This is a genomic window from Roseibium algicola, from assembly GCF_001999245.1.
GTDB classification, from domain to species: Bacteria; Pseudomonadota; Alphaproteobacteria; order Rhizobiales; family Stappiaceae; genus Roseibium; species Roseibium algicola.
This window is the reverse complement of record NZ_CP019630.1, coordinates 4,431,077-4,454,483: the sequence shown is the minus strand read 5'-3', so window position 1 is coordinate 4,454,483 and position 23,407 is coordinate 4,431,077. Positions and strand designations below refer to the sequence as shown.

Below are 23,407 nucleotides of genomic sequence, written 5' to 3'. Positions count from 1 at the left end.
TTTACCCTCCTACCGCTTCTCGCACACTTTCCAGTGCCGCGCGGAATTGTTCGCCATGGTACCTAAAGGACGCGAAATCGCCTTCATTCAGAAAACGCCGCATCTCCAACTCGAGATCCGTAATGTAATAGTAGTTGCTATTCCAACAGCGGCCGTCGATGACGTGGGCTGGTGTTTTGACACCGAGATGCAATGCGCCATAGTTTTGCTTGTAGAGCGTCTGCCCCTGATGAAACGCAAATCTAAGCCAGGTAAGCCCGTCGAATATGTCAGCGCCGGCGAGAAAATAAAGTGGTGTCGTTACAGTATCAAGGCTCCCAAATATGTGCAGGGGGACTTCGATGCCAGCCTTGTCGAGCGCCAAGCGAAATCTGGCAATGTTCTGCATTCGCGTTAATACCGAATTGCCAATCTCTTTCTCCGTAACCCCTATGGCCGAAAAATTGGCAAAACCATGAATGTTTTCTATTATGGATTCGAGCCTAATTAATGTTTGGGTTTCAGTCTCAGGCTTCAGCAATATCTCCCGCATCACGTCTGTTCGGCCCGGTGCCATGTTCTCTGCCCGCCGGATTTGCTCTCTGATCGGCAGTTTTTCTTTTGGGTGGTCGTAGCTGATAATTATGCTTGGAATACTTGGCGCCCAACCCGCAAGCACAGCCTCGTGCATTTCTTGCGACCATTCTTGGGGGATGTGTTCTTTGTCGCCATAGTCCGACAACTCAGCATCCTTGGACGCTTCATATCCGCCACTGTCGAGAAACAATAAGGATGCGAAGTCGAAAGGAGGCTTTATCTTTTCGTAGTGGAGATCGTAGGCGCTGACAAGCATAGAACCTTCGATCATCTCGGTGCTGTATTCAATGATCTTGGATACGTCCGGAAAGCCTTTGCTGGAGAACGAAGGCACCAGCAAAGGGGTGCGTTCAACCTCTTGCCCGTTAAGTCGAAGAGAACGTCTGCGCGCTAACATAATAGCGCCTCCCTATCCAAACAGGATGCGCACCGACCGCAAACGGGACTAAGGCCTAATTCACAGCTGTAGGACAGCTCTGTTGGAAGTCCTGCTTCGCAAAAGTACGAAACAACCTCTTGCTTCGTCCAGGTGAGAAATGGGGTCGCCAATACCGTTCTATTGTCGGTTATCTCGCTCACCAGATGCGATGCTGAGTTGATGAATCTGTCCGAACAGTCGTAATACGGGGTTCCGGCATGTAGGCCTAGAGCGAGTAAGTCGGAGCAGCCGCGGGAAAGAAATAGAGCCGAAAAGATCAGCATAGCATTTCGTCCAATCAGTTCGCCTGCGCCAAATAACTGACCGTTCGACACCTCGCATACATCTATAGGAATGGATAAGAAGTCTGCCATAGCCCTACTAGCCGCTGTTTCTGCTTGCAGCGCTGCCTGGCCATAATTGATAAACAATCCTCGGACTTGCACACCCTGTTTAGAAAGGAAATGCGCACAGGCCGATGAGTCCAGTCCTCCGCTCATCAGGACTGTGGCTTGGCCTTGCCTGCCTGATTCCATGTCGCCTCCCCAATTGCATCTAACCTTCGAATAACAATTTCGCGTAAATCTTGAATTAAGGCAATAAAGTAGCCAGAAGTTGCCGCGATAGGCATCTATTGGAATGCCGAACTGAAGGTTAAGCTGAAGCCAGTCATCGGCAAAAACAGGATGACATTTCGGTGTCCGCACGCCTGTAGCTCGTCGTCAATTGTGACGGCCCATGGACAGAAGTGCGATAGCATCCTTTGTGATTGTGTACGCCTGTGGGTACGGACGTTGCCCTTGAGGACATACTGGCTTTGAGAGGTAGAAATTGCTTAAGATCGCGCAGCCAACGAATTTTCGTAGCGACAGTCAATCAGAAATTACGTTCACTACTTGTACTTTAGGATCACATATTTAACAGGTTTTGAAATACTAACTCAGACTTCACTGAGATGATCTTCCAGATCCTGCCATTATCGGGGCTTCCTATGAAGAATTCGAAGCCTCTGCCGCTAGCTGCGCGCTCATCATTCGAAGCGTTATTTGGAAAAGGACCGTTCGATCAAATTCCAGCGTTTCGATCGGAGTCCAGGGAATGGCAGCTTTTGATAATTGGCCCGTACGATCTGGACGGCCGAATTGGGGCGCGTTGCCGCTATTGACTGAGCACAGGTCCAATGGCAGCTTTGGGCCGAAAGTTACTACAGAAATTGTCCTAACGAATGTCGGACTAAGGACGCAAAATTCCAAAACCCGACCGTCGGCTCTCGGCTCCAAACCAGTCTTGTCGCCATACGAAAAATGGTACAGCAAAGCGCGGGAAAATCAGCGAGCGCCCCTTAAAAATCCTCATTTCTCCGACGTCTTCAAAATGGTGTACTCTTATATTTTTTGATAAATCTGGAATAATATTGTCCTTAATGTTTCATTTTTACTGATTGCCGCAGAATTAAACGCTTCTCCCGAAAACTCTCTGCACCACTAGAAAATTAGAGAATTCTCGACGCCTGTTGTCAAAACCCATTTAATTCAATGACTTGTTTGGATGAGTGACTACAACTTCGTACAATATCCAACGTATTTTGATATGTGGCGACAACTTCGGATATTCTTTAGGACAACTGCGGAGTTTTGCGTACTTTCTGGGAAATGAGTAAGAGGGCAAGATAGAGAAAGTGAGGCACTTTCTGGACGCAGAAATTCACGAACTCGTTCATTTTGCTAACTTATTCGCCTTCGGCTCAACGCAAGACCCGCCGCAGCGGGAGGTTTAACTAGGCTTTAAGCAACAATTTAGCGCTGTGGAAAACTCGCCTAGATTGACAGAATAAAAGATGTACAACCAAGTCGACGGATCGTAAAACAGATCCTGTTAGCAGCTCAGGCGGTCCTTATGTGGTAGTCAGGACCGCCCGAGCCTAGCGAACACCAAACTTGTCCTTTGATGTCCGCATAAGGAGACCTCTACAAACTCCGCTTTGTGTCTGTATTGGCCGTATCAGCTTTCGGCAGGCTGATGCGTTATTAGCTGAATCGCGTCAACAGTGCGGCCAATACGACCATCTTTCACATTTAGAAATAAAATTTGTAATTTTGACAAATTTATACTTTCGAAAAGTTACGGTAATATTTCTGAGCACCTTTGATAATGTGCACTAGAACTGCAGCGTGCTCTTAAGATATTCGCCTGACAATCGAGCACGCTGCTTTTTCATTCTGAAACAGTTTCTGAACAATACCCCACAAAAAATATTTTGTGGGGTACCAAAGATGGTACACTTACCCCACAGAAAAAATTATGTGGGGTAAATATGTCCGTGAGCTATCATAGCGCAATCGGTATTGCAGCTTGGACTGACCTGCGACGATCTTTGATTGACCGTGCTGTTTCGGACCTCCGAGGAGTGCCTCGATCCAAAACTGTCGGCGCAAAAACCTATTGGTATGATCACTACCGACTTGGGAACAAAACGGTCGATCGTTACATCGGAGAAGACACCTCCGAGCTGCGCAACCGATTGAATCGGCAAACTGAAATCGCAGATGCCGCCAAGCAGGCAGATCTCGAGCGAGCCAGGTTGATGCGTGTGCTGCGGGCCGAAGGGTATCTGTTCGCGGATGTAGGATCCGGTCAGGTTGTCTCGGCAATGGCGAAAGCCGGTGTCTTTCGGCTGGGAGGTACGATCGTCGGCACGCATGCCTTTCGCTGTTATGAAGGAGAGCTTGGCGTCCGGATTGGTTTCGATCAATCGGCAACAACAGACGATATCGACATCGCGAGTTTTGAGCGCTTGTCCCTGGCTCTCGCTGATACAGTCGAACCGCCGTTGCAAGAGGTGTTTTCCGAACTCCACTTCGATCCATTGCCAACGCTTGAGAGCGGCAAGACCTGGCGTTGGCGGCAGTCAAATCGCCAGACGTTGGTGGAATTCCTGACGCCTTCATTTGAAGAAGACGAAGGCATCCGCGATCTTCCAGCCCTAGGGGTCAACGCTCAAAGTCTGCATTTTCTCAATTACCTGATTGCCGACCCAATTCGAGTACCCTTTCTGTATAGATCTGGAGTGTTGGTGCAAATCCCGAAGCCGGAACGCTTTGCAGTTCACAAGCTGATTGTCGCTGACCGAAGACAAGGCGGACCTGACGCGCTCAAAGCACACAAGGACCGCGCGCAGGCGGCATTCCTGATCGAAGCCTTGAGCGAAACCAGACCCGACGATCTGGTCGAAGCGTACCAGCTGGCGATTGAATCCGGTTCAGCGTGGAGAACGAGGATCTTCGCGAGTCTGCAGCGAATGCCAACCACAGCCAAATTGCTTCAGTCAATTCAATGAGTCGTACACTTGCAGGTTCGATCCCGGAACGCCGGTAATCACGTGGCCGAAGGCAGTTGTGCCAACGAACGAATTGCCGACGTTTCTTTGACGGATTTGGCACGGCACCTCCTTGTGCAGGTAGGATCAGAAGACCCGAGCATCAGATCGATGGCGTATGGTGGAGCTTCAGTTGTTTGCCGGATCCGTTTCGGCCTCGAACGCCAGAATACCAACCCGTGCACAGGCCCAGGCTGTCGGTATCAAGATCAACGCATTGAGAATGGTAAAAGGGACCAACGAAAGCCTGAAATACCCAGCCAACGCCCATAGAATTAGGAACGCGAAGGTGAGGAGTAGCGTGTCTACCAGAACGACTGCAGACACAAAGCCAAACATAGTGCCAAAGGTGATCAACCGTTTCGGTTGCTCACCTTCATTGTCTTCAATTTGAGAGGACATGATTACCATCCAGGAGATATCTGAAATCTAGCGAGAAGGATTTCCTACTTCGCTAAAGTTCAGCATTCGAACAGTCACTGACCGTCTGAGCTTTCAGATAATTCGCTCCAGGCCACGCTTCCATTAGACTAAAAAAATAGTTTCAGCATCATCTGCGGTCAAACATTTGACTTTATTTGGGAGAGCAAGTTTTTCTCTGTTTATTTGTTTTTTACGGAAGTAGGTTAGCGCCCAGTGCAGAGGTTTTTCTCAATTAGCCACTTGCAAAGCCGTATTATCCGTCCCACGTCCTTTCAGCGCGATTTGAGCGCACCCTGCACGACTATCCAGCCCTTTTCCGTGCTCGGTGTCAGTTATTGGCGCTGGTGGAACTAAAATCATGAACCTGTTGCTGACGGAAGTGATGGGGGAACCGATATGGATGTGGGGAACATTCCTTGCACTCATGCTAGGTCTGCTCGTTTTCGATTTGGGCGTTCTACACCGCCGTCCACATGAGATTGGTTTTAGAGAAAGCCTGCTTCTTTCCGCGTTGTACATCAGCCTGGGACTGCTGTTCAGCCTTTGGATCTGGCAGATACTCGGCGCTCACGCCGCGATGCTCTACCTGACAGGCTATGTCGTCGAAAAGACCCTGTCATTGGACAATGTGTTCGTCATTGCCCTTATCTTCAGCTACTTCGCGATACCAAGAGCTTATCAGCACAAGGTCCTGATCTGGGGGATTGTGGGGGTAATTGTCTTGCGCGGTGTGATGATTGGCGCAGGTACGGTAATCATCTCCCACTTCGATTGGGTTTTGTACATCTTCGCAGTGTTTCTCATATTCACTGGCGTCAAGATGCTCTTGAACGGTGATCATCAATTTGAAGTCGCCGACAACCCAGTTCTGCGGCTGTTACGTAGATGGTTGCCACTTTCGTCCTGTCTCCACGGATACCGGTTTTTCATCCGCTCCGGATCGAGACTTCTTGCAACACCATTGCTGTTGACGCTCTTCATGGTCGAAACCGCCGACCTCATTTTTGCAATTGACTCTATTCCGGCGATTTTCTCGATTACGGCTGATCCTTACATTGTCTACACACCCAACATTTTTGCAGTTCTTGGGCTTCGAGCGCTGTATTTCGTACTTGTGGTTCTCATCGCTCGGTTCACCTATCTGAAATATGCGCTGTCGCTGGTTCTGGTGTTCATCGGCAGCAAGGTTTTCCTCGCTGAATTATTCCCTCTGGAGAAATTTCCACCAGCTTTATCGCTGGTGATCACGGTGCTGCTAATCACCGGTGGGATTTTGCTCTCGTTGTTTTCACAGCGACCACCGGAATGTTCTCCAATGAGCGCTACAAATCCGCGACCCACGAGATTGATTAAATAAGCCCCAAAGGCATCCGCCTGGCTGCGCCAGTCATTGACTTATTTGAAGGGGCTCCGCCCCCGACCAGTCAAGGATGAACCGCAACGCGGCCGGAAAAGCGGCTTCCCCATGCTCCGCGGCTGCGCCTTGTGCGCACGGGGATACCCCTCCTCTTTCCGGTCCCTGACCGTCCTCCCCCGTTTCCGGCGACGCGGAAAATGAAACGAGCCATATCGGCGAAGTTTCGGGAAACAGGAGCAGACCCAATGACCAAGACCAAAGCCACCACCAACGAAATCAAAGTCGCTTTCAAAAAGCTCGCGCTCGACCCGAAGAACGTCCGTAAGAAAGCAGATCAGAACGGCATTCAATCACTTGCAGCCAACATTGCGGTCAATGGCGTGTTGCAGAACCTGATTGTCCGCCCGGATGTGAAACGGGGCCACTATCTGGTGACCGGCGGGGGCCGCCGCTATCGAGCCGTGGAATATCTGATCAAGGAAGGTGTGCTGACGATTGACTATGAACTCTCCTGCCAGGTCAGAACCGAGGAGGAAGCAACCGAACTCAGCCTTGCCGAGAATGTCATGCGCGAAGCCATGGACCCGGCAGACCAGTTCCGCGCCTTCAAAGTTTTTGCCGATGAGGGAACGACGGTGGAAGAAATCGCAAAGCGCTTTGGCACTACCGCGTTGATCGTCACCAAGCGCCTGAAACTCGCCCGTGTCTCTCAGGTCCTGTTTGAGCTTTTCGAGAAAGGTGAAATGGAACTGTCCCAGCTTCAGGCGTTCACCGTCAGTGACGATCACGAGGCACAGGAAAGGGTTTGGAACTCCCTGCCACGGCATTACCGCAACGGTTATGACATTCGCCGGGCTTTGACCGATGGCAAGATCCCCGCATCCGATAAGAGGATCCAATTCATCGGCGGTCTGGACGCCGTGCGCAACGCAGGCGGCATCGTGATCTGCGATCTCTTTTCGGAGCGTGACGGCGGTTATGTCGAAGACGTTGCTTTGGTTGAAAAGCTGGTCGCGGAAAAGATCGAAGCAACAACTCAGGAAATCGCAGCAGAAGGCTGGAAATGGGTTCGGTATCAGGCAGAACTTGATTACACGGCTATGCAAGCATTTGGCCGGGAGTATCCGAAACAGCAGCAGTTTTCCAATGAAGATCAGACAGAGCTTGGGCGACTGCAGGCAGAAAGCGACGATGCGGCCACTCGCTACAACGAAACAGGCAACGAGGAAGACCGGGAGGCCTTCGAGGTTGCTGACGAGGCAATTGAGAACCTGCAGGCAAAATACGTCGCTGAGTTTTCCGGTGATCAGAAAGCGGCTTGCGGCACCATCATTTCAATTGGCTATCATGGTGAGCTGCGCGTAGAGCGCGGGCTGATCGACCCGGCAGATGCAAAGGCTAAGCCGGCCACCAGCGACAAGGCTGAAGAGAAGGAATTGGATACCGCGTCCCATTCCAAGGCATTGATTGCCGAATTGACAGCCTGCAAGACCTCCGTGCTGCGCATGGAGTTGGCAAAGAACCCTGATGTTGCACTCGCCGTTGCAGTTCATTCCATGGCGATCAAGACGCTCTATAACCACAGCGCGGCCCGGGACAACGGCACGATTGAAATCAGCCTCGACAGCGCGTGCCTGGAAAGCCAGATCAAGGACGCCGGACGGTGCAAGGTTCTGGATGCGATTGAGCGCCAGCGTGAAAGCTGGAAATCGGTTCTGCCTCTTGATCCGGCTGAACTCTGGAACTGGTGTCTGAACGTCTCGCAAATGACCCTGCTGGAGTTGCAGGCCTTCTGTGTCGCCCAGACCATCAATGCAATCGAGTATGGCGAGGGTTACAACAAAACTGGCGTCGATCACGGCAACCGGATCGGATTGGCCCTTGGCACAGATGTCACCGAGCACTTCCATCCGACTGCCGAAAACTACTTCTCCCGAGTGAAGCTCGAAATCATTCACCAAAGCCTTGTTGAGGCTTGCGGAGAGGAAACAGCGGCTCCTGTTCGCAAGATGAAGAAGAAGGAAGCCGCAGCCTATGCCTACGACAAGGTAGCAGGGACCGGCTGGGTGCCAAGTCTGATGACATTCTTTGACGGCACTCCTGTGCCTGAGGAAATTATCGAAGCGGCAGCGTAACGCTGCCCGGTGCGGCCAGCCCTGTGATAATCCCCGCGTGGCTGGCCGCTTCCATAAGGAAACAGTCCCGCAAATTTCATTCTTGTTTTCTGGGAGAATGAACCGGCCCTGACGGGCCGGGCAGATTGTCAGCTGAGGGGCGTTGCCCCGGTGGGGAGCGGTCCAGGTCCTCCAAAAAACAGGATCGCGCCGGTAAACCGTCCCGATCGCGTTCCTCTCCCGAACCTGACCCGCTCCCCTATCGCATAATGTCCGGCTGTACACCGGTCACTTCTCTTGTAAGGGGCTCCGCCCCCGGCCGATCAAGGATGAACCGCTAGGCGGCCTTTAGCCGGGTTTCCCCACGCTCCGCGGCTTCGCCTTGTGCGCGCGGGTGATACCCCTCCCCGCTTCCGGTCCTTGACCTGCCGCCCCCGTTTCCGGCGACGCGGAAAATGAAACGAGCCAAACGGCCAAGTTCAAGGAAACGGAGCAACCTCATGAGCCAAGACAACTACACCGCAACCTATAGCCCGGAAGACAACAAGCTACGTCTTTACGCAGATCGCAGGCTAGACGCCGAAACATACGCACACGTCAAAGAGATGGGGTTCAAGTGGGCACCGAAACAGGAGTTGTTTGTTGCTCCCAAATGGACCCCGGCACGCGAAGACTTCCTTATAGAACTGGCTGATGACATCGAACCGGAGATGACCACGCTGGCGGAGCGGGCTGAGGCAAAGGCCGAACGCCTCGATGCCCTTGCTGATAAACGGGACCGTGAATCAAACGCCTTCATGCGGGCCGCCGACGATCTTTCCCAGGCATTCTACATGGGCCAACCAATTCTTGTCGGGCATCACTCCGAACGCAAGGCACGGAAAACCCAGGAACGCATGCACAATGCCATGGACAAGTCGGTCAGGGCCGCAAAATCGGTTCAGTACTGGCAATGGAAGGCTGCGGGCGTTGAACGTTTCGCCAACATGAAAAACAATCCTCGCGTCCGTGCCAACCGCATCAAAACCCTGCTGGCCGAATTGCGCGACCATCAGCGCGCGCTTAATCACGCCGCCCTTTGCGTGAAGGTTTGGGAGAAAGCCACAAGCGACGAAACAATCGCCAAACTCTCCGGCATGCGTCTCAAAACTGGTGATCTCTGTTACTGGGACCATCAACGCGCCTTCCGTGATGGCTCCATGACTGCTCAGGACCTGCGGGAAACCTCAATGCGCAATGCTCAAAAGATCCTGGACAGCGAGACTCGTCGCCGCTGGATCGATCACATCTTGAACCGGCTGGCATACGAACGTGATTTGCTGGGACCGGTTGAGCGATACGAAGGAGAGATAACGTCCGTCATTCTGCAAGGTTTTGCCCGCGAGCACGGCGCGCACAAGCCTAATGCCGAGGTCAACGAGACCGGCTTCAAACTAACGAGCTCGGCACCCTTGCCGCTGCATATTGCCAATGCGGAATCGCTCGACCTTAGCGCGGACGATTGGCGCGACCTGATGCAAGCAGTCGGTTATGTCGTTCCGAATAAGAAACCGACACTTCCGCCTATCCTCAATTTCAGGGCCGGGAACCGGAAAATCGTCGCGGCGACAGGCAATATCTACGGTCGGAAGGACGCCTTCCGCCAGATCGAACTCACCAAAGACCAATATTCCAAGGTCTGGCAGGACCTGCGAGGCACCCGAACCAGCGCGTGCGGTTTGTTCCGGTTCAAGATCTGTAAGGATCCGACCAGCACAGAAGCCTATTACATGCGCCCATGGGTGGCAGTGTTCCTGACAGACTCAAAGGAACATCCGGCACCGGATGGCTTCAAGGAACGGGCCGACAGCGTTTGACAAAAGGACTGCCGAGGGGGCCTACCCCCTCGGCTTTGACTAGACGCCAATTCTCCAACAGGCTTGCAATGAAAAAATCCGTCTATTCGCGCCCGAACAAACCCTTCTTTGTCTCCGTTCAGCACCGGGCCAGCCGCGACATTCCCAAGGCTCTGGACATCAAAAAACCTCTTGTCATCGACAAAGCAAGCGAGTGCCACGTGACACCCTGCAGCGTGGCCCACCGCATGGTCGAATACCTGGGACCGCCAGGAGATTTCTGTACCCTGGAACCGAGTGCAGGCACTGGCGCACTGGTATCGACACTGCTGGCGAACGGATACCCTTCAGAGAAAATTTGCGCTATTGAGCGCCACCACAAGCTCGCCGCCCACGTGGAAACGCTTGGTGTCCCGGTCATTCAAACCTGTTTTCTGACCTATGCCGAGGAGGTCAAAGGCAGGGCTGAGTTTCAGAGAATTGTCATGAACCCTCCATTTTCGAAGGTTCTTAGACATATCGAGGCCGCCATGTCGCTCCTCGGGCAGAACGGCGACAGCTTGCCAGCTACGCTTGTCGCCTTGGTTCCGGTCACATTCGATCATGATGAAGCTGAAACGCTTGAAACTTTACCGGAAGATACGTTCTCGACGTGTCGGGTGCGGACCAAAGTTATCCGTTTCATTCAAGATGTTGACGAAGGCAACAGACGTGAACGCAACAGGTGATGTATTTTGGCAGCCATAGAGCCAATCTGCAGCACTGAACTTTCAACTGTAACGCGATGCTTAAAAAGTTGAAACGGGGCCAGGAACGGATTGTCGGCTTACGTGGCGCGTACGGGGTCTAACTGACATTCGTTGATCCAGCCTTCGTTGGCAATTTCGGCCCACTGCTGCCGTTCGTCAGTTAAGCAGAAGTTGCACTGCGGCTTCGCATAGCAGCCATTCGCTGCGGCTGCGTTGTCTGCCTCGCTGCCAAGGCCCACTAAGCGGACAAAGTTGCCATTGGCCGAAGGTCAGCTATGAACTGCTTTATCCAACGGGCCTACAGCCTTAAACACACACTTCATCAACTGTCCATAGTCCATCAAGTTCAAAATATATGAATTAGATGATTGCAATGCATTTGCTCCAGAAGTGAAGGTAGATGTAGTCACCAAGGTAGCGCCATTGCACAAATCCTTGGTCACGGTTCCAAGCAAACTTCTCACAATTTCCACTCCAACTGGTCTATCAGGACCAAACCTTTTGCACTCGAAAATCTGAGCCTGTGTCCCTAACACTCCCTTCGCTCGTACAAATACATCAAAGCCACCATCTGATGAAGACGCCGTAAGTTCGCAGTCACAGCCAAGTTCTGAGAAGACAGAATAGACAAGTTTCTCGAAGTTTCTTGAAGACATTTTGAACAGAGACGTCGGATCTAAAGCAGCGCTTTCCAATATTTTTTTCTGAGCCGACCTGCATAATTCTGCTGACTTCTCGTCATTTACAAGTGCTGCAATCGAGTACTGGTCAACACAAGCATCCAGCGTCTCGTATGCGTCAGAAACATCAGTATTTGATAGGCTTTCCAAAGTCTCATTATTAACTTCACCGAAGTTACCGACAAGCTCACTGGGGTCAAAATCGTCGGGTAAGTTCTGTGCGCAAATTTCGCTTAGGGCTTCGTGTCTCAATTGAGACGTGGTCTTATCGGTCGCTTCAAAAAAATCTCCACGTGCCGTCAAATGCACCTCGTTCTCTATGTTGAAAAATGCAGCCAAGAATTTCATAAACGCCTGCGGAAAAGTAAACGAATTCTCGTTGAGAAGAACCTCCGCAGGCAGGCGAGATAGCAAACGCTGAAGCCGCGAATTATTCAGCCCGGTTTCTTCCATGAGTTTCGCCAAGAGGTCGTGATTAACTACGTCCTTGCGTAAGAATCTCACGGACAAATTGCGAAAGCTCGGATGAACCACCAAAGGTTTATTATCAATCACTCGTCGAAAAGCGTCGGGAACCGGAAGGGTATTTTTCTCTCCGAGTTTCTCCAGATGATTACCCTGAAATCTACGGGTCATGCCCACCACCCACTCGCTACCTTAACCGGACTTTAGCCGCACTTGATCTAACTAGCAAAATGGGCTCCATGCAGCCGTTGTCCGCTTCACCAGGAATGGACATATCATAGCTTGCTCGAATGTCGCGAGTGTTGCGGTGGGTAGGAGTGGTTCGGAGGAACCGCTATGTCTACTTTCAACCTGCCGATGGTGGTGCCCGCCAAGAAGGCATGGAACCACGGTCGCATTATCGGTCAGAAAAGGCCACTGCTCCCAAAACATGTCTGGGCGATCCGCGTTCGCCTCGAACTGGCCGGCGCCGTCCGTGATCTGGCGCTTTTCAATATGGCAGTCGATAGCAAACTGCGCGGCTGCGATCTGGTCCGACTGAAAGTCGCGGACGTCTTCTCGGCTGGCGCAGTCAAGGAACGAACCTCGATTTTGCAGAGCAAGACAAAATCGCCGGTGCGGTTCGAAATCACCGATGGCACCCGAAAGGCCCTCATGGAGTGGATCAGCAATCCGGTGATGACCGGTCACGAGTACCTCTGGCCTGGCCGTTTCCATGACCGCCCGCATATATCGACGCGGCAATACGCTCGTCTCTTGAAGGACTGGGTGCGCTCGATCGGCTTGGAACCGAGCGCGTATGGCACGCATTCCCTGAGACGGACGAAGGTCGCCCAAATCTATAAAAAGACCGGCAACCTGCGAGCGGTTCAGCTTCTTCTCGGCCACACGAAGATGGACAGCACCGTCCGATACCTCGGCGTAGAACTCGAAGACTCGCTAACGATCTCTGAAGGCGTAGAGATCTGACGAAAGGGCCGGTGGTAGCACCGGCCCGTTGCGGTCATTCAACACCAATTGGTCCAAGGGCAGCTTCGGCCCCCATTCGGGTTTACAATGACTCGCGCTCAGATTCGAAAACCGGATTTTTGTTGCGTGGAGAACAAAAGAGCGAAATGCGCCGCCAATTCAGCCATCGCACGCGTTCGCCCGCTACGTCGAAGCGGCCGACTGTTGAATGGATCCAGATCCATATTTTCTCTCGGCTGAGGTCTGCGACCGCCCAGATGGTCTGACATAGGTCGGATAATCACCCAGGCGACTGAACTTTACGCAGGCGTCAGCCGGCCGTCGTGGACAAGGTGCTTCCGTTTGCGCACACGGCGGACGCCCTGGCCTGTGTCGAGACCGGACTAGCTGAGGACTAGGTTGCGGTCATTCTCAATAGGCAGCAGCACGACCATGCGTCATGACAACTTCAGGCCTGACGTGCCTTTCGATTTGCGTAGCGCCGGTCACGTTCAGCTTTACGAGCTGCGTCGTCCTGCAGGACCCGCTCGATACGGGTTTTGTCAGCCAGCTCGCGCGCATCGATTTCAGCTCTGGCTGCGGCAGCAACGGCGGCATCTCTTGCTGCTGCTTCAGCGGCAACGCGATTTTGTTCTTCAAGTTTCGCCTGCTCGCGCTCGGCTCGGCGCTGTTCACGAGCTTCGGCGATCATACGCCGCTCCGCCTGTTTGGCTTCGCGGGTCGGTTCGGCAGCCTCCTTGGCGGCACGAAAGGCCTCAACAAGGGCTGCCTTGGCGTCCTTCGCAGCGCCGCGGCGGTCGGTGTGTTCGCTATTTGTAATTCTTTTCAAATCTCAATTCCATTTGACGGGATACGTATAGCGGCTTCAGGACTTTCGTGCCCGTTTCGAAGCCGGCTTGGTTCCTGAGGCCAGACTGTCTCGCAATTCCTTGGCGAGCCGGGCCTCCCGCAATCTCTGAGTCTTTTCGTTGCGGGCAATTACGATCGAGTTCAGGTCTTCAATCGCACGTTGGCGTTCGAAGAGTTGCGACTGGGCTTTACCAAAAGCGGATTCGGCGTGCTGGCGAAGTTTGCTGTAGTTCTCGGACATGGCTTTCCTCGTAGAGGCCGCTCACCAGTGAGCAGTTACGAAAAAGGCCAGGCAACTTGCCTGGCCTTGCTTGGTCTCATGCTTTCGACAGTGCCAGTACATCCGTGGTCAAGGGAAAGCAGATTCCGGATCTATCAGGCGGCCTGCAGATTGCAGGCAGACATCTTGCCCGACTTGGTGTCGCGCTCCATGTCGTAGCCGATTTTCTGGCCTTCAACGATTTCGTGCATGCCAGCACGCTCGACAGCGGTGATATGGACGAATGCGTCCGGGCCGCCGTTGTCAGGCTGGATAAAGCCGAAGCCTTTGGTAGAATTGAACCATTTTACTGTGCCAGTGGTCATGATGAACCCTTTCATAGCATAGAGAGAGGAACCGGCAAGCAAAGGGCTCGCAGGTGGTGATAACGATGCTTTAAAGGGAGGGTTCGTTAAGAACGCGGTGCCAATCGCGTTGTAACCAAAGCTCGGCAAGAAAATATCGATGCCGCATTTCTATGGGTTTTAAATGAGAATGTCAACTACTGGTTTTGGTCTTCTAACGCTGAAAATATGGACTGTTTCACTACGAAAAGCAAAAGTGAGCCATACGGCGCAATAAAACCACATGATAATTGTCGCGTTATTTTATCATGTTTTTTTGAAAATAAAGAGGGAAAGAGATTTATTGAATTTATGCTTGCGGACACTTTGCCCTTGAGTGGCACCGTGTTGCACGGATTCAACAATATCAGCATCAAGCAATGTCCAGTTGTACTCGCGAAAATTCACGAGCGACCGCTGCCCTCCTCAGAGCTGTCTGCTAACAACGCGGAGTGGATCGGCTGCCTGCGATTGAACTCGCTCCAGTCGCGCGATCCGATGAAAGGCTGGCGCCCGCGCACGCTCTTCAACCTGTACCCGTGCGACCACACTAGTGTGGCGATTGGCGCAGCTTTCGAGGAAATGGACGAGGGCGAACCAGACATCACTACCACGCGCAAAGTGGAGCTGGCCGAGTCTTTCCGGTTCATGGTCCCATTTTACCCCTGAGAAGACGCACATCCGAACTGACATGCGTCGGTGTGCAGGCGAAGCGGACGCGGGAATTCTAACTCTGTTCGCCATCCCGTCTCTGTAAGCAAAGAGCTTCAGCTTGCTCAAGCACGAAAAATTTAGCGGTATTTTGCAGGCCAGCATCTTTCCTCGATCACGCCAAAGTCACTTTTTCTTGTTACCTGCGACAGTTGCCGAAACACCCCTGGTCAGGGCTGGTGTCGCTGGTTGTGGCGTTTCTGTTTTCGTTTGCACCTTCTTAGGTTTCCTTATTTCGCGATTTCCGCGTTTTTGCCCTTTGGCCATATAATCTTCTCCTGTTGAGTGAGCCGAGTTTGTTCGAACCATTCGATGGGTATGGCTCTTTCCCACTGAAATTGGCGGAATGTTGTAGTGCGAGATTTCCGGTTGCGTCTGACGACCTGTGCCGGATCCCGGGCAAAGGGACGCCTACTTGATATCGGCTTTCGTGAGCACGACCGTGGCCCTGCGTCTGCGCGAATAAGTCTTGCTGGTATGCCGCTCGATTGCAGCTCGCAGGCCATCGAATGCTGCCAGATAGTGTATCTCTTCGGAAAGCCGCTCTTTTGTCATCGCCTGGAGAATAGCGACCTCAACGAAAACCGAGATTTCGAATACACCATCGTATCCTGTGAAGCGTATGGATTGCTTCCCTGGATCGTAACTTCGGCTATGATTGGGAAATGTCAATGCCATTGGTGCAGCTCCTCCGATGACTGTGGCGTGTGAACTATCCAGGTCGCAAATGCTCCGTGTTTTGTGGGCAAGGTGTGGGTCTTCACGATGAATGGAGACGTCATGGCGCGCAGCAATGCACTGTAGTTGAGCCTGAAGGTTATCTCGGAACCCACGGTCGCCCCATGCTTTCCGGTGTCCAGTATCAGATGGTCGCCGCTTGCCCCAAGAACCTTAATTTCCGGCGCAGCAGTCAAACCACAAGAGTCGATGTCCTGACGACCCAAGGCCAGTATAGTCCGCAACGCTTTTCCGTCACGTTCATCGGCCGGCGGTGTGCCGAATGCCGACTGAACGATCTCTCCACAGAGCGTGAATTGCTTTGTCTTAGCCTCGATGACTTCCGCAACCAGAGAAATGGCATTTGTATAGAGGCCTTCGATCGGCTTTCGATTGAGAGGGGCCAAGCCAAGCAGGATAGATTCTCCGAGGCGACCCGAAAGCCCTGTTGGTGGGATTGAATGAAATCCAGCCTGCTCCTGGCACGAAAATCTCAACCCACCCATAGGCCCGAACCGGGAGTGCCGTTGTTTTCCAGTGCCATGGCAATTCTTTCCTGAGAATTGCATACGCGCCAGCTGACCGGGACGAAATGCTCTCGTTCTGTAAGGTGGATTATCAGAAGTTCGTATCGCCCGCCTGACCCCGAGAAACGCTTTCTCCCTAGTTATTTGATCAATTTCAGCCAAGATAAGCCGCAGGGCTTCGTTGTTATTCCGGTTCGTCCAACATGATCTGCATGCCTTCATTTTCCGCTGCCTGGATCGCAAAAGTCTCCCTTCGGCTATTTCGCGGTTTGTGACGAAAAAAGTCCCTGAGTGTCGGGCCTTCCTTCACATAGAAAGCAACAGTATCCACTGCGGCATGATTGTGAAGTTGGAGATCCTCTGCGGACGCCGAACCAGGTTTGTTTTCTGACATGATGTGCTCTCCCGATCATGACTTGTCGAGTTCGAGTGCATCCAGGCAGGCTTTCGCCAAATCTCGGTCTGAGCTGTCCGAACCAGGAACTATCGCCCACCCAGTTTCCATGAGTGCATTCCAGCGCTGGTACGCAGCGGTTTCACGGATCTTTTCCAGCTTTGCTACACGTTCTGTGTCGGTGTGGGATAGGTCGATGCAAACCGGTACCAGCGCTGCAATCACTTCGTCTCGTGACTGCGTGTTCGCCATTTTTGTTGCATTTCCACCCGTTACCCAACCACCCCAGGAAAATCCTACCGCGCTCACTGCAACGGCTCCGATCAATACGCCAAGCGTTACAGGTTTCAGCCATTCGGGAGTATTCATTTCAGGTCCTCCTGCGGAGAAACGTCCGCTTCGCTTCGTTAATTGTCTTGAAATGCAAGTTGATCCAGACTGAGTACGGCTGCCAAATCTTCGCCGGAGATTTCACGCATCTCGGTCTTGCCCCGTCTCATGACGATCAAATAAGTTGCCGTCTTTCTGTAGGCCAGAAAGCTCACTCCTTGCAGTTCCTCCTCCTCGACCAGCACCTCGTAGGCGCCGGCTGGTAGAATTTCTGAACGGCCCTTTAGTGTGAAAGGATGGCAGAAAGTCACCGTCGACCTTGTCGATCGCATGTTCATCTTGGTTGCTGCCGATCTGTTTGATAACTGCGTTGCAAAATCGAAATCGTAGTCTTTTCAGGGGGGATGTACCCTTAGACCCGATCTTGCTGATAACTTTACACGGCGCTTCGATGACGCGCGCTGATCCAAGTTAGCCTGAAACCTTTTATGCCTTCGTGTCCGCTAGCTGTTAGCGCTGCTTTTTTCGGCAATTTTTGCATGCCGGTCTGTTATGCGCGTGAACCAACTGTTTGCAGTCAGGTTCCCGTCGGCTTGGCAGATCTCGATTGTCAGCCGAAAGCTGGGCTAAAGGAGAGATTTAGCAAAATCACAAGCAACGCGCGACAGATTGGAAGAGATCAAGTAGCTGCCGGTTTTGTTTTATCTCGTAGCTATTTTAACAATGGACCTTCGTGGTCGAGATATGCCTCGTCGAACTCTGCTATTTCGACGAGACGAAGCCGATTATCGAACGTCACGTGACCGTTTCTAAATGTGAGCAATCTATCTTCGCGCAATTGTCGTAGGACACGATTGACATGGATTGCGCTTAGTCCCAGTGCGTCAGCAAGATGATACTGCGTCAAAGGACAGTCGAAACCTGCCCTGCTCCCCATGCCGACCAGAGCCAATCTGGCGCCGAGTTCAAGCAGAAAATGCGCAAGGCGTGCACCTGCGTCGCGACGACCGATATTCACCAGATGCTCAACCACCATTGCCTCATCTCGCGACGCAGCCCACAGGATGGCGTTTGCCAGGCGAGGCGTTTGCGAGAATGCTTGAAACAAATCGCCTGCCAGAACCTCGACAGCCTGGATGTTGGTTACCGGTTCAAAGCTATGGTCGGAAGTGCGCAAGAGCACACTGCGCAAGCCTAGAAAATCACCTGGGATCTGGAAGTCTATGATCTGGCGCGTCCCATCCTGCTGAATCTTATAGGAGCAGACCCAACCCTCTGAAAGAATGTAGGCTGCCTGCTCCGATTGACCTTGCTGCACGAGGTCTCGCCCCGCTGCAAAAGACCGGCGACGTTTATGCAATTGTTCCAAAACCTCGAGCTCAACCGGTGACAACGTGACGTATCCGGCCAACTTGCGGGTAAAGGGACTATCTTGGATGTCGTTCAAGTGGCACCTACCGGACCGGTAGTGATTTCTTGCAATGGTCTGTGCTGAGACTGCTTTCGATCAGTCCAGCTTAGGGCACTTCCTGCGACAATGGTAATTTCATGAGGCCTCAAGCCTATTTTGGAATTCAATTCCGACAAAGGAAAACTGCAATGTCTGACCACGCAGACTATTCGGGAATGGCCGCTCTTTCGATCTGCGAAGCACTTCTGCTTGCCTTGAGCGATCATAAACTTCTCCCCGAACACGAGATTGTAGGCGTCCTGCATGATGCCGCAGCCGCTCACGAGAATGCCCTGGGTACAGAAGCCGAAAGAAAAGCGCACCAGGCGGTTGTGAGCTTGATAAGGCGTATCATCGCCGGAGGAAACTCGGTTCGGAGCGTCTAGCAGAGGGCAAACTTTGTGGGACCTTCCATGCTTATCGTCAACGAATGTCACCCTCTATGTAGCACTTTTTGAATTTAGAGAATGCAATTGCATTGTTATGCATTGAGCTTGAATTACCAAAATTTAGAAGGTTTTATATGAAATAAAAATCAACATCGTTATGTTATGCCAGTATTTTTATTAAAAAATGCAATACTTAATATTGAAAAACCATAATGTAATTCAATTTCATTCAAAATAAAATTAGCAAATACAAAAAATATTCCTATATAATACAGCAGCGGCAGCAATTTTTAGGGCATTGCCGACCGAAGCCATCATACTTCGCCCCAACATCGAGGGCAGAATGACGTTCAACAGATCTACTTTCCAAAAACGCTTGGGACCCGACGTCGCCACGACGTGTTTGGCATTTTTGAGCTTTGCGATGATCATTTACGTGTCGGTGGAGGGTTATTTTTAATGAACCATGATTGCCCTGGGTGCTGGCTTTGCGGTCAGAAGACTATTCGTCGGCAACTTTCAGCTTGTGCTTCCTATGTATTTGCAGGTCTTGTGATGTAGATTAGTCGATGCCGAGGAGAGGAACAGGCTGTCTCACTAAGCGTAAGATCTGCTTTTCTTGATCAGCTGTGTACTAGTCGGAATTCCTTGGATCATAGGGCTCGATACTCGTCTTGACCTCAACATCCATTCCATAAAAGACCGCTCCGGGACGCGGGTCGTATGTTCCGCTGATAGGGATTGCCTGTCGAGGTGTCCGGGTAACGGCAACCCGGATGAGGTTTGGGCTACCGATGATGCGATTGGTGGGATCGAACTCGACCCAGCCTTCGCTAGGCAGATATACCTCCGCCCATGCATGGGTTGCCCCGCCGCCAGAGTGCACGTGTCCGTCATCCAGGACATCGTTTAGATAACCCGTGACAAAGCGGGCTGCGAAGCCAGAACGGCGCGCCGCTTCCATAAATAGGAAAGCAAAATCGCGGCAACTGCCGGTTCCTTTCTTCAGAGTTGTTCCTGCACTCTGCGTGCCGCTACGTTCCCGTCGAACATAAGTCACATTGTGGTTGACCGTTTCTGACAACAAACGCAAAAAGTCGAGGACCTCATCCGGACCGGAACCGATTTCAGCCGCCAGCCACGCATCTAGTACCGGACACTCTTCCGGGTTCTCAAGCGATATGAACGGCGCGAGGTCTATAAGATCTTCCGTTGGGTACGTGAATGGATAGGCGCTTCTACTTCGCCCCGGAGAGGCAACGAAATCATCGTGGGAAAACCGCCGGATCAGCAATTCACTGCGGAATTCAAGTCTGCTAGAGGCCTCGGAAAACTCCGCGGTAGCGACCGAATTGCCAAACGTGTCGAAGTGCCAACTCAGCTTGGGTGCGGGAGAAATTGCAATTGCAGACGAGAGCAGTCGCAAATCATGGCCGTCTCTGGGGCGCAGCAAAAGCCTGTGAACACCAAACTTTACCGGCCGGCTATAGCGATATCGTGTAGTGTGAAGGATGCGAATAGCGGTTGTCATCTAAACCTTGTCGCCACCGCATGCCGTTGTTGGTTGTTCCTGGCTCGGAAAGCGCTGCAGCCTGGACCTTATTTCACTCGCGCACAAGGAAGAACGACATGCTCATCCGAATAGGGTTTGAGATTACCGTCACGTGCCCGGCGCCTGTACCAATGCTTTTGGCCTTGAGTGTTCATAGCGATTTTGCCAGCAGAATGATCGGCTCCGATCGCGTACGGAACATCGACATTCCCGATATCCGGGAATACACCGACGGCTATGGCAATCGCATTACCCGCCTGACCGCGCCTGCAGGTATCTCCACATTCTGGTCCGACTGCATCGTCGAAGTGGACGGTCAGCCGGATGAAGTTCAACTTGCCGCATCGCAAATCGCCCTGCAGGACCTGCCCAACGAAACATTGACCTACCTTTTCGCAAGCCGTTACTGCGACTCAGACCTGATGGGGGATTTTGCCTGGAAGAAATTCGGGCAGACGAAGGAGGGATGGTCGAGGGTTCAGGCGATCTGTGATTTCGTTCACAGCCATGTTTCCTTTGGCTACGAATATGGCCGGCCGGATAAAACAGCCGCGAACGTATTGAAGGAAAAAACCGGCGTTTGCCGGGATTTTGCCCAACTGGCGATAAGCCTGTGCCGGGCAATGGGAATTCCGGCTCGCTATGTCAGTGGTTATCTGGGGGACATAGGCGTCGCCGACACGGGCTTCGATGATTTCTGCGCGTGGTTCGAAGTTTATCTGGACGGCAAATGGTACACATTCGATGCTCGCTACAATGTGCCAAGAGCCGGACGAGTTCTGATGGTCAGGGGGCACGATGCGGCAGACGTCGCAATGATAACGTCTTTCGGTGCCTATGAGCTTACCGGCTTTCGTGTCTGGAGCCTGGAGCTGGCCGACAATGAGGACGAGGCCGCTTTGCTGCAATCCCTTGAAACCAGGCCTCATCCCCTGCAACGTGGATTGGGAAGTCAGCCGGGATTGACCGCATGGCAGATCGACACCTGACTTCTTCGGTAATCAGCGTTTCAACATTGACGACCAAAACAGGTGGGCGTTCCTGTCAAAACGGAATCTGTAGCGGACGCACTCGATAGACGTCTCCCCTGGATGGAACCTTCTGGAGGCTCGATCAAGGACCATGTTGCTCCACGCCGATGCGTACAGGACAGTTTTCAAGACTGGCTGGTGGGCGTGGTTCCTCAATAAGGTCGACACAAGAAGAATATGGCAAGTGGTCGTTGCATCGGATAAATCGTCGGTCATTTTCATTGCAGACGCAGCATTCGAGCAGTGCAAATTTTTGTTGGGTATACGAATATCGAGAATCCGATCAACCATATTGGCGCCACCCAAAGACGGGTACATTTCGCCTGACGGTAATAAATAAATGTCTGGGCTCTTTCTGAAGTGGCTAAGACATTTCAAGCTCAAACCATCGCTGGTTTTGAAAATAAAACCCTAGAGCCTGCAGACGATCCCATTGGCTCACCATGCTCGCATATCTTCCGGACGGCCAATATTGGCCTAAGGAGTATGGAATGCTGGTCGAATCGTTGGAGTTAAGAAGCCTCTCAGGCAACGCCAGATCTGGGCGATCCGCTTTTTCCTCGATCGGGAAGGACGGACGCGCAACCGGGTGCTGTTCGATCTTACAATCGACAGCAAACTGCGAGGTTTCGATCTAGTAACGTTGAAGATCGGAACGGCGGTCGGTGGAGCTGCGATCCGTATAAGCACAGTGGTGGTTCGAAAGAAGACGGGCCGCCCCAGTTCGAGATATCTGCTGACGTCAGAGCAAGCCTGTTAGCATGGCTCGATCAGTCTGCGGCGGGAGGACTATGGCACCCATTCGCTGAGCAGGACAAAGGCAGCACTGCCGCCACCCAGAAATGCGCCTCCATCCCAATCTTTCGAGGACAGGCGCTATGAATCTGGAAGCCGCAGTTAATCAGATACCGTGCGAACCGCAGCTATCCCACTATTTTGGCCTCTTAACCGACAGTCTCCTGTCGGCCCGGAACTACCGTTCAACACCTGTTGGTTCAATGGCTGCTTGGCGTCCCATTCCAGTCGTTCGGACTGAAATGTCGCGGCCTGGAAGCCGACAAAATCCGCAAACTTTGGATCGACGTGGGTGCGCCCCAAAAACGACCCTTAGATCAATTTCGCGATATTCTTAAAGTCGCCGTTAGGTCATGCGCCTTGTGAGCTGTCGACATTGGCCGAACTCAGCGATGCATTGGTTAACTACTCAGGACGCCCGACCGTGCTAGAATATCCTGCCGGAAGTATTCAGGGCAACAATCGAGCCGCTGCAGTTGGCCAGCCGTAAACCGGGGTGGTTTTCGTCGATCTCTACTTAAACGCGCGGTCAAAAGTTTGCATCACCACCGCCGATACGGTTCAGAGACCCGCAACCGAATATCTGGCTGCCGATTAGCCGAAAATGTGACGATACGCTAACCCACATCAGCATGCATCGCCACCACTGCTACTATGTTGTCACACAGCTTGAATGATGGGCGACGCCGTTAAACCCGGCACCAAACAGCTGCTGACAAGTCACTTTTGCCTGTCTGGCAATTCTGATCGGGCCTGCCGCCTGTCGCGCACTCCAGCCATACCCAGGAGGTCCCATGGACCATTCATCACATAAGCCCCTTCAGGCCGGCGAGATCATTGCCGCTAACGTCAAGGGGGCCGATATCTACGGACCCGATAATAAGGTGATCGGCAATGTCTCCGAAGTGCTCGGCAATGGACAGTACGCAAAGGCAGTCATTGAAGTTGGCGGTTTTTTCGGAATCGGGGTCAAGCAAGTTACCCTTGATGTGTCACGCATCGCCTTCATGCGCGATGAAAACGGAAAGATCCTTGCTTACACCAAGATGACCAAGGTCGAATTGAAAAACTTGCCGCAGCATCGAGGCTGAGCTGTC

Annotated in this window: 24 protein-coding genes; 10 read left to right on the top strand and 14 right to left on the bottom strand. The window is 52.3% G+C overall.

Features of this window, described 5'->3' with window-relative positions; translation table 11 throughout:
* Position 1: 1 nt before the first annotated feature.
* Both B0E33_RS20570 and B0E33_RS31645 read right to left on the bottom strand, forming a co-directional pair.
* A complete protein-coding gene (locus B0E33_RS20570; RefSeq protein ID WP_077292272.1) occupies positions 2-973 on the bottom strand; it encodes a hypothetical protein in 972 nt (323 codons plus the stop codon).
* A complete protein-coding gene (locus B0E33_RS31645; RefSeq protein WP_369126933.1) occupies positions 967-1,494 on the bottom strand; it encodes a 7-cyano-7-deazaguanine synthase in 528 nt (175 codons plus the stop codon). Before B0E33_RS31645 ends, B0E33_RS20570 begins: the two co-directional genes overlap by 7 nt.
* A 1,814-nt stretch (positions 1,495-3,308) precedes the next feature.
* Here B0E33_RS31645 and B0E33_RS20560 point away from each other — a divergent pair.
* Positions 3,309-4,331 carry a nucleotidyltransferase family protein gene (locus B0E33_RS20560; RefSeq protein ID WP_077292270.1) on the top strand — a complete coding sequence of 341 codons (1,023 nt, stop codon included), beginning with the start codon at positions 3,309-3,311 and terminating at the stop codon, positions 4,329-4,331.
* Positions 4,332-4,499: 168 nt separating this feature from the next.
* Here the strand turns inward: B0E33_RS20560 and B0E33_RS20555 are convergent, their stop codons facing one another.
* On the bottom strand, positions 4,500-4,772 hold the full coding sequence (locus B0E33_RS20555; protein ID WP_156912453.1) for a hypothetical protein: 273 nt from the start codon (positions 4,770-4,772) through the stop codon (positions 4,500-4,502).
* A 379-nt stretch (positions 4,773-5,151) separates the two neighbouring features.
* Between B0E33_RS20555 and B0E33_RS20550 the strand changes: the two genes are divergently transcribed.
* From B0E33_RS20550 to B0E33_RS20535, 4 genes are all read left to right on the top strand, one after another.
* Positions 5,152-6,150, top strand: a complete 999-nt coding sequence (locus B0E33_RS20550) for a TerC/Alx family metal homeostasis membrane protein (protein ID WP_077292268.1) — start codon at positions 5,152-5,154, stop codon at positions 6,148-6,150.
* Between the two features lie 245 nt (positions 6,151-6,395).
* Positions 6,396-8,285 (top strand): ParB/RepB/Spo0J family partition protein, encoded by a 1,890-nt coding sequence (locus tag B0E33_RS20545; protein WP_167579573.1) that lies wholly within the window; start codon positions 6,396-6,398, stop codon positions 8,283-8,285.
* 479 nt (positions 8,286-8,764) lie between these two features.
* Positions 8,765-10,120 carry a DUF3560 domain-containing protein gene (locus B0E33_RS31310; protein WP_077292266.1) on the top strand — a complete coding sequence of 452 codons (1,356 nt, stop codon included), beginning with the start codon at positions 8,765-8,767 and terminating at the stop codon, positions 10,118-10,120.
* 68 nt (positions 10,121-10,188) lie between these two features.
* Positions 10,189-10,827, top strand: a complete 639-nt coding sequence (locus B0E33_RS20535; RefSeq protein WP_077292265.1) for a class I SAM-dependent methyltransferase — start codon at positions 10,189-10,191, stop codon at positions 10,825-10,827.
* 290 nt (positions 10,828-11,117) lie between these two features.
* Here B0E33_RS20535 and B0E33_RS20530 read toward each other — a convergent pair whose 3' ends face one another.
* Entirely contained in the window at positions 11,118-12,164 is a 1,047-nt protein-coding gene (locus tag B0E33_RS20530) for a restriction endonuclease (RefSeq protein WP_156912452.1), read from the bottom strand.
* A 165-nt stretch (positions 12,165-12,329) separates the two neighbouring features.
* Here B0E33_RS20530 and B0E33_RS20525 point away from each other — a divergent pair, with 165 nt between their 5' ends.
* A complete protein-coding gene (locus B0E33_RS20525; protein ID WP_077292263.1) occupies positions 12,330-12,962 on the top strand; it encodes a tyrosine-type recombinase/integrase in 633 nt (210 codons plus the stop codon).
* Between the two features lie 448 nt (positions 12,963-13,410).
* On the opposite strand, the gene B0E33_RS20520 is transcribed toward B0E33_RS20525, so the two are convergent.
* The 3 genes from B0E33_RS20520 to B0E33_RS20510 form a co-directional block, all read right to left on the bottom strand.
* Complete coding sequence (locus tag B0E33_RS20520; protein WP_062487924.1) at positions 13,411-13,791, bottom strand: DUF6481 family protein; 381 nt, start codon at positions 13,789-13,791, stop codon at positions 13,411-13,413.
* 36 nt (positions 13,792-13,827) lie between these two features.
* Entirely contained in the window at positions 13,828-14,052 is a 225-nt protein-coding gene (locus B0E33_RS20515; RefSeq protein ID WP_062487923.1) for a hypothetical protein, read from the bottom strand.
* 134 nt (positions 14,053-14,186) lie between these two features.
* Positions 14,187-14,396 carry a cold-shock protein gene (locus B0E33_RS20510; RefSeq protein WP_062491466.1) on the bottom strand — a complete coding sequence of 70 codons (210 nt, stop codon included), beginning with the start codon at positions 14,394-14,396 and terminating at the stop codon, positions 14,187-14,189.
* 351 nt (positions 14,397-14,747) lie between these two features.
* On the opposite strand from B0E33_RS20510, the gene B0E33_RS20505 reads away from it, so the two are divergent.
* Entirely contained in the window at positions 14,748-15,083 is a 336-nt protein-coding gene (locus B0E33_RS20505) for a hypothetical protein (protein ID WP_208997673.1), read from the top strand.
* 453 nt (positions 15,084-15,536) lie between these two features.
* On the opposite strand, the gene B0E33_RS20500 is transcribed toward B0E33_RS20505, so the two are convergent.
* From B0E33_RS20500 to B0E33_RS20475, 6 genes are all read right to left on the bottom strand, one after another.
* Positions 15,537-15,803, bottom strand: a complete 267-nt coding sequence (locus B0E33_RS20500; protein ID WP_077292262.1) for a DUF1488 family protein — start codon at positions 15,801-15,803, stop codon at positions 15,537-15,539.
* Complete coding sequence (locus B0E33_RS20495) at positions 15,794-16,249, bottom strand: type III PLP-dependent enzyme domain-containing protein (RefSeq protein ID WP_062487919.1); 456 nt, start codon at positions 16,247-16,249, stop codon at positions 15,794-15,796. Before B0E33_RS20495 ends, B0E33_RS20500 begins: the two co-directional genes overlap by 10 nt.
* Positions 16,250-16,553: 304 nt before the next feature.
* Positions 16,554-16,763 carry a hypothetical protein gene (locus B0E33_RS20490; protein WP_077292260.1) on the bottom strand — a complete coding sequence of 70 codons (210 nt, stop codon included), beginning with the start codon at positions 16,761-16,763 and terminating at the stop codon, positions 16,554-16,556.
* Positions 16,764-16,778: 15 nt separating this feature from the next.
* Positions 16,779-17,132 carry a hypothetical protein gene (locus B0E33_RS20485; RefSeq protein ID WP_077292259.1) on the bottom strand — a complete coding sequence of 118 codons (354 nt, stop codon included), beginning with the start codon at positions 17,130-17,132 and terminating at the stop codon, positions 16,779-16,781.
* A 38-nt stretch (positions 17,133-17,170) separates the two neighbouring features.
* A complete protein-coding gene (locus B0E33_RS20480) occupies positions 17,171-17,431 on the bottom strand; it encodes a hypothetical protein (RefSeq protein WP_077292258.1) in 261 nt (86 codons plus the stop codon).
* Between the two features lie 374 nt (positions 17,432-17,805).
* The gene (locus B0E33_RS20475) at positions 17,806-18,540 is read right to left on the bottom strand and encodes a Crp/Fnr family transcriptional regulator (RefSeq protein ID WP_077292257.1); all 735 of its coding nucleotides are present in this window, start codon (positions 18,538-18,540) and stop codon (positions 17,806-17,808) included.
* A 152-nt stretch (positions 18,541-18,692) separates the two neighbouring features.
* Here B0E33_RS20475 and B0E33_RS20470 point away from each other — a divergent pair, with 152 nt between their 5' ends.
* The gene (locus B0E33_RS20470) at positions 18,693-18,929 is read left to right on the top strand and encodes a hypothetical protein (RefSeq protein WP_062487915.1); all 237 of its coding nucleotides are present in this window, start codon (positions 18,693-18,695) and stop codon (positions 18,927-18,929) included.
* Between the two features lie 637 nt (positions 18,930-19,566).
* On the opposite strand, the gene B0E33_RS20465 is transcribed toward B0E33_RS20470, so the two are convergent.
* Positions 19,567-20,463, bottom strand: coding sequence for a transglutaminase family protein (locus B0E33_RS20465; protein WP_062487913.1), 897 nt, complete (start codon positions 20,461-20,463; stop codon positions 19,567-19,569).
* Between the two features lie 98 nt (positions 20,464-20,561).
* On the opposite strand from B0E33_RS20465, the gene B0E33_RS20460 reads away from it, so the two are divergent.
* Together B0E33_RS20460 and B0E33_RS20445 are read left to right on the top strand one after the other, a co-directional pair.
* The gene (locus B0E33_RS20460) at positions 20,562-21,473 is read left to right on the top strand and encodes a transglutaminase-like domain-containing protein (protein WP_208997672.1); all 912 of its coding nucleotides are present in this window, start codon (positions 20,562-20,564) and stop codon (positions 21,471-21,473) included.
* A 1,631-nt stretch (positions 21,474-23,104) separates the two neighbouring features.
* Positions 23,105-23,401, top strand: a complete 297-nt coding sequence (locus B0E33_RS20445; RefSeq protein WP_077292254.1) for a PRC-barrel domain-containing protein — start codon at positions 23,105-23,107, stop codon at positions 23,399-23,401.
* Positions 23,402-23,407: the final 6 nt, after the last annotated feature.

Bases quoted from the DNA above. Each gene is read 5' to 3' on its own strand.
- B0E33_RS20570 (WP_077292272.1), bottom strand. From the start codon at position 973: ATGTTAGCGCGCAGACGTTCTCTTCGACTTAACGGGCAAGAGGTTGAA.
- B0E33_RS31645 (WP_369126933.1), bottom strand. From the start codon at position 1,494: ATGAGCGGAGGACTGGACTCATCGGCCTGTGCGCATTTCCTTTCTAAA.
- B0E33_RS20560 (WP_077292270.1), top strand. From the start codon at position 3,309: ATGTCCGTGAGCTATCATAGCGCAATCGGTATTGCAGCTTGGACTGAC.
- B0E33_RS20555 (WP_156912453.1), bottom strand. From the start codon at position 4,772: ATGTCCTCTCAAATTGAAGACAATGAAGGTGAGCAACCGAAACGGTTG.
- B0E33_RS20550 (WP_077292268.1), top strand. From the start codon at position 5,152: ATGAACCTGTTGCTGACGGAAGTGATGGGGGAACCGATATGGATGTGG.
- B0E33_RS20545 (WP_167579573.1), top strand. From the start codon at position 6,396: ATGACCAAGACCAAAGCCACCACCAACGAAATCAAAGTCGCTTTCAAA.
- B0E33_RS31310 (WP_077292266.1), top strand. From the start codon at position 8,765: ATGAGCCAAGACAACTACACCGCAACCTATAGCCCGGAAGACAACAAG.
- B0E33_RS20535 (WP_077292265.1), top strand. From the start codon at position 10,189: ATGAAAAAATCCGTCTATTCGCGCCCGAACAAACCCTTCTTTGTCTCC.
- B0E33_RS20530 (WP_156912452.1), bottom strand. From the start codon at position 12,164: ATGACCCGTAGATTTCAGGGTAATCATCTGGAGAAACTCGGAGAGAAA.
- B0E33_RS20525 (WP_077292263.1), top strand. From the start codon at position 12,330: ATGTCTACTTTCAACCTGCCGATGGTGGTGCCCGCCAAGAAGGCATGG.
- B0E33_RS20515 (WP_062487923.1), bottom strand. From the start codon at position 14,052: ATGTCCGAGAACTACAGCAAACTTCGCCAGCACGCCGAATCCGCTTTT.
- B0E33_RS20510 (WP_062491466.1), bottom strand. From the start codon at position 14,396: ATGACCACTGGCACAGTAAAATGGTTCAATTCTACCAAAGGCTTCGGC.
- B0E33_RS20500 (WP_077292262.1), bottom strand. From the start codon at position 15,803: ATGGCATTGACATTTCCCAATCATAGCCGAAGTTACGATCCAGGGAAG.
- B0E33_RS20490 (WP_077292260.1), bottom strand. From the start codon at position 16,763: ATGTCAGAAAACAAACCTGGTTCGGCGTCCGCAGAGGATCTCCAACTT.
- B0E33_RS20485 (WP_077292259.1), bottom strand. From the start codon at position 17,132: ATGAATACTCCCGAATGGCTGAAACCTGTAACGCTTGGCGTATTGATC.
- B0E33_RS20480 (WP_077292258.1), bottom strand. From the start codon at position 17,431: ATGAACATGCGATCGACAAGGTCGACGGTGACTTTCTGCCATCCTTTC.
- B0E33_RS20470 (WP_062487915.1), top strand. From the start codon at position 18,693: ATGTCTGACCACGCAGACTATTCGGGAATGGCCGCTCTTTCGATCTGC.
- B0E33_RS20465 (WP_062487913.1), bottom strand. From the start codon at position 20,463: ATGACAACCGCTATTCGCATCCTTCACACTACACGATATCGCTATAGC.
- B0E33_RS20460 (WP_208997672.1), top strand. From the start codon at position 20,562: ATGCTCATCCGAATAGGGTTTGAGATTACCGTCACGTGCCCGGCGCCT.
- B0E33_RS20445 (WP_077292254.1), top strand. From the start codon at position 23,105: ATGGACCATTCATCACATAAGCCCCTTCAGGCCGGCGAGATCATTGCC.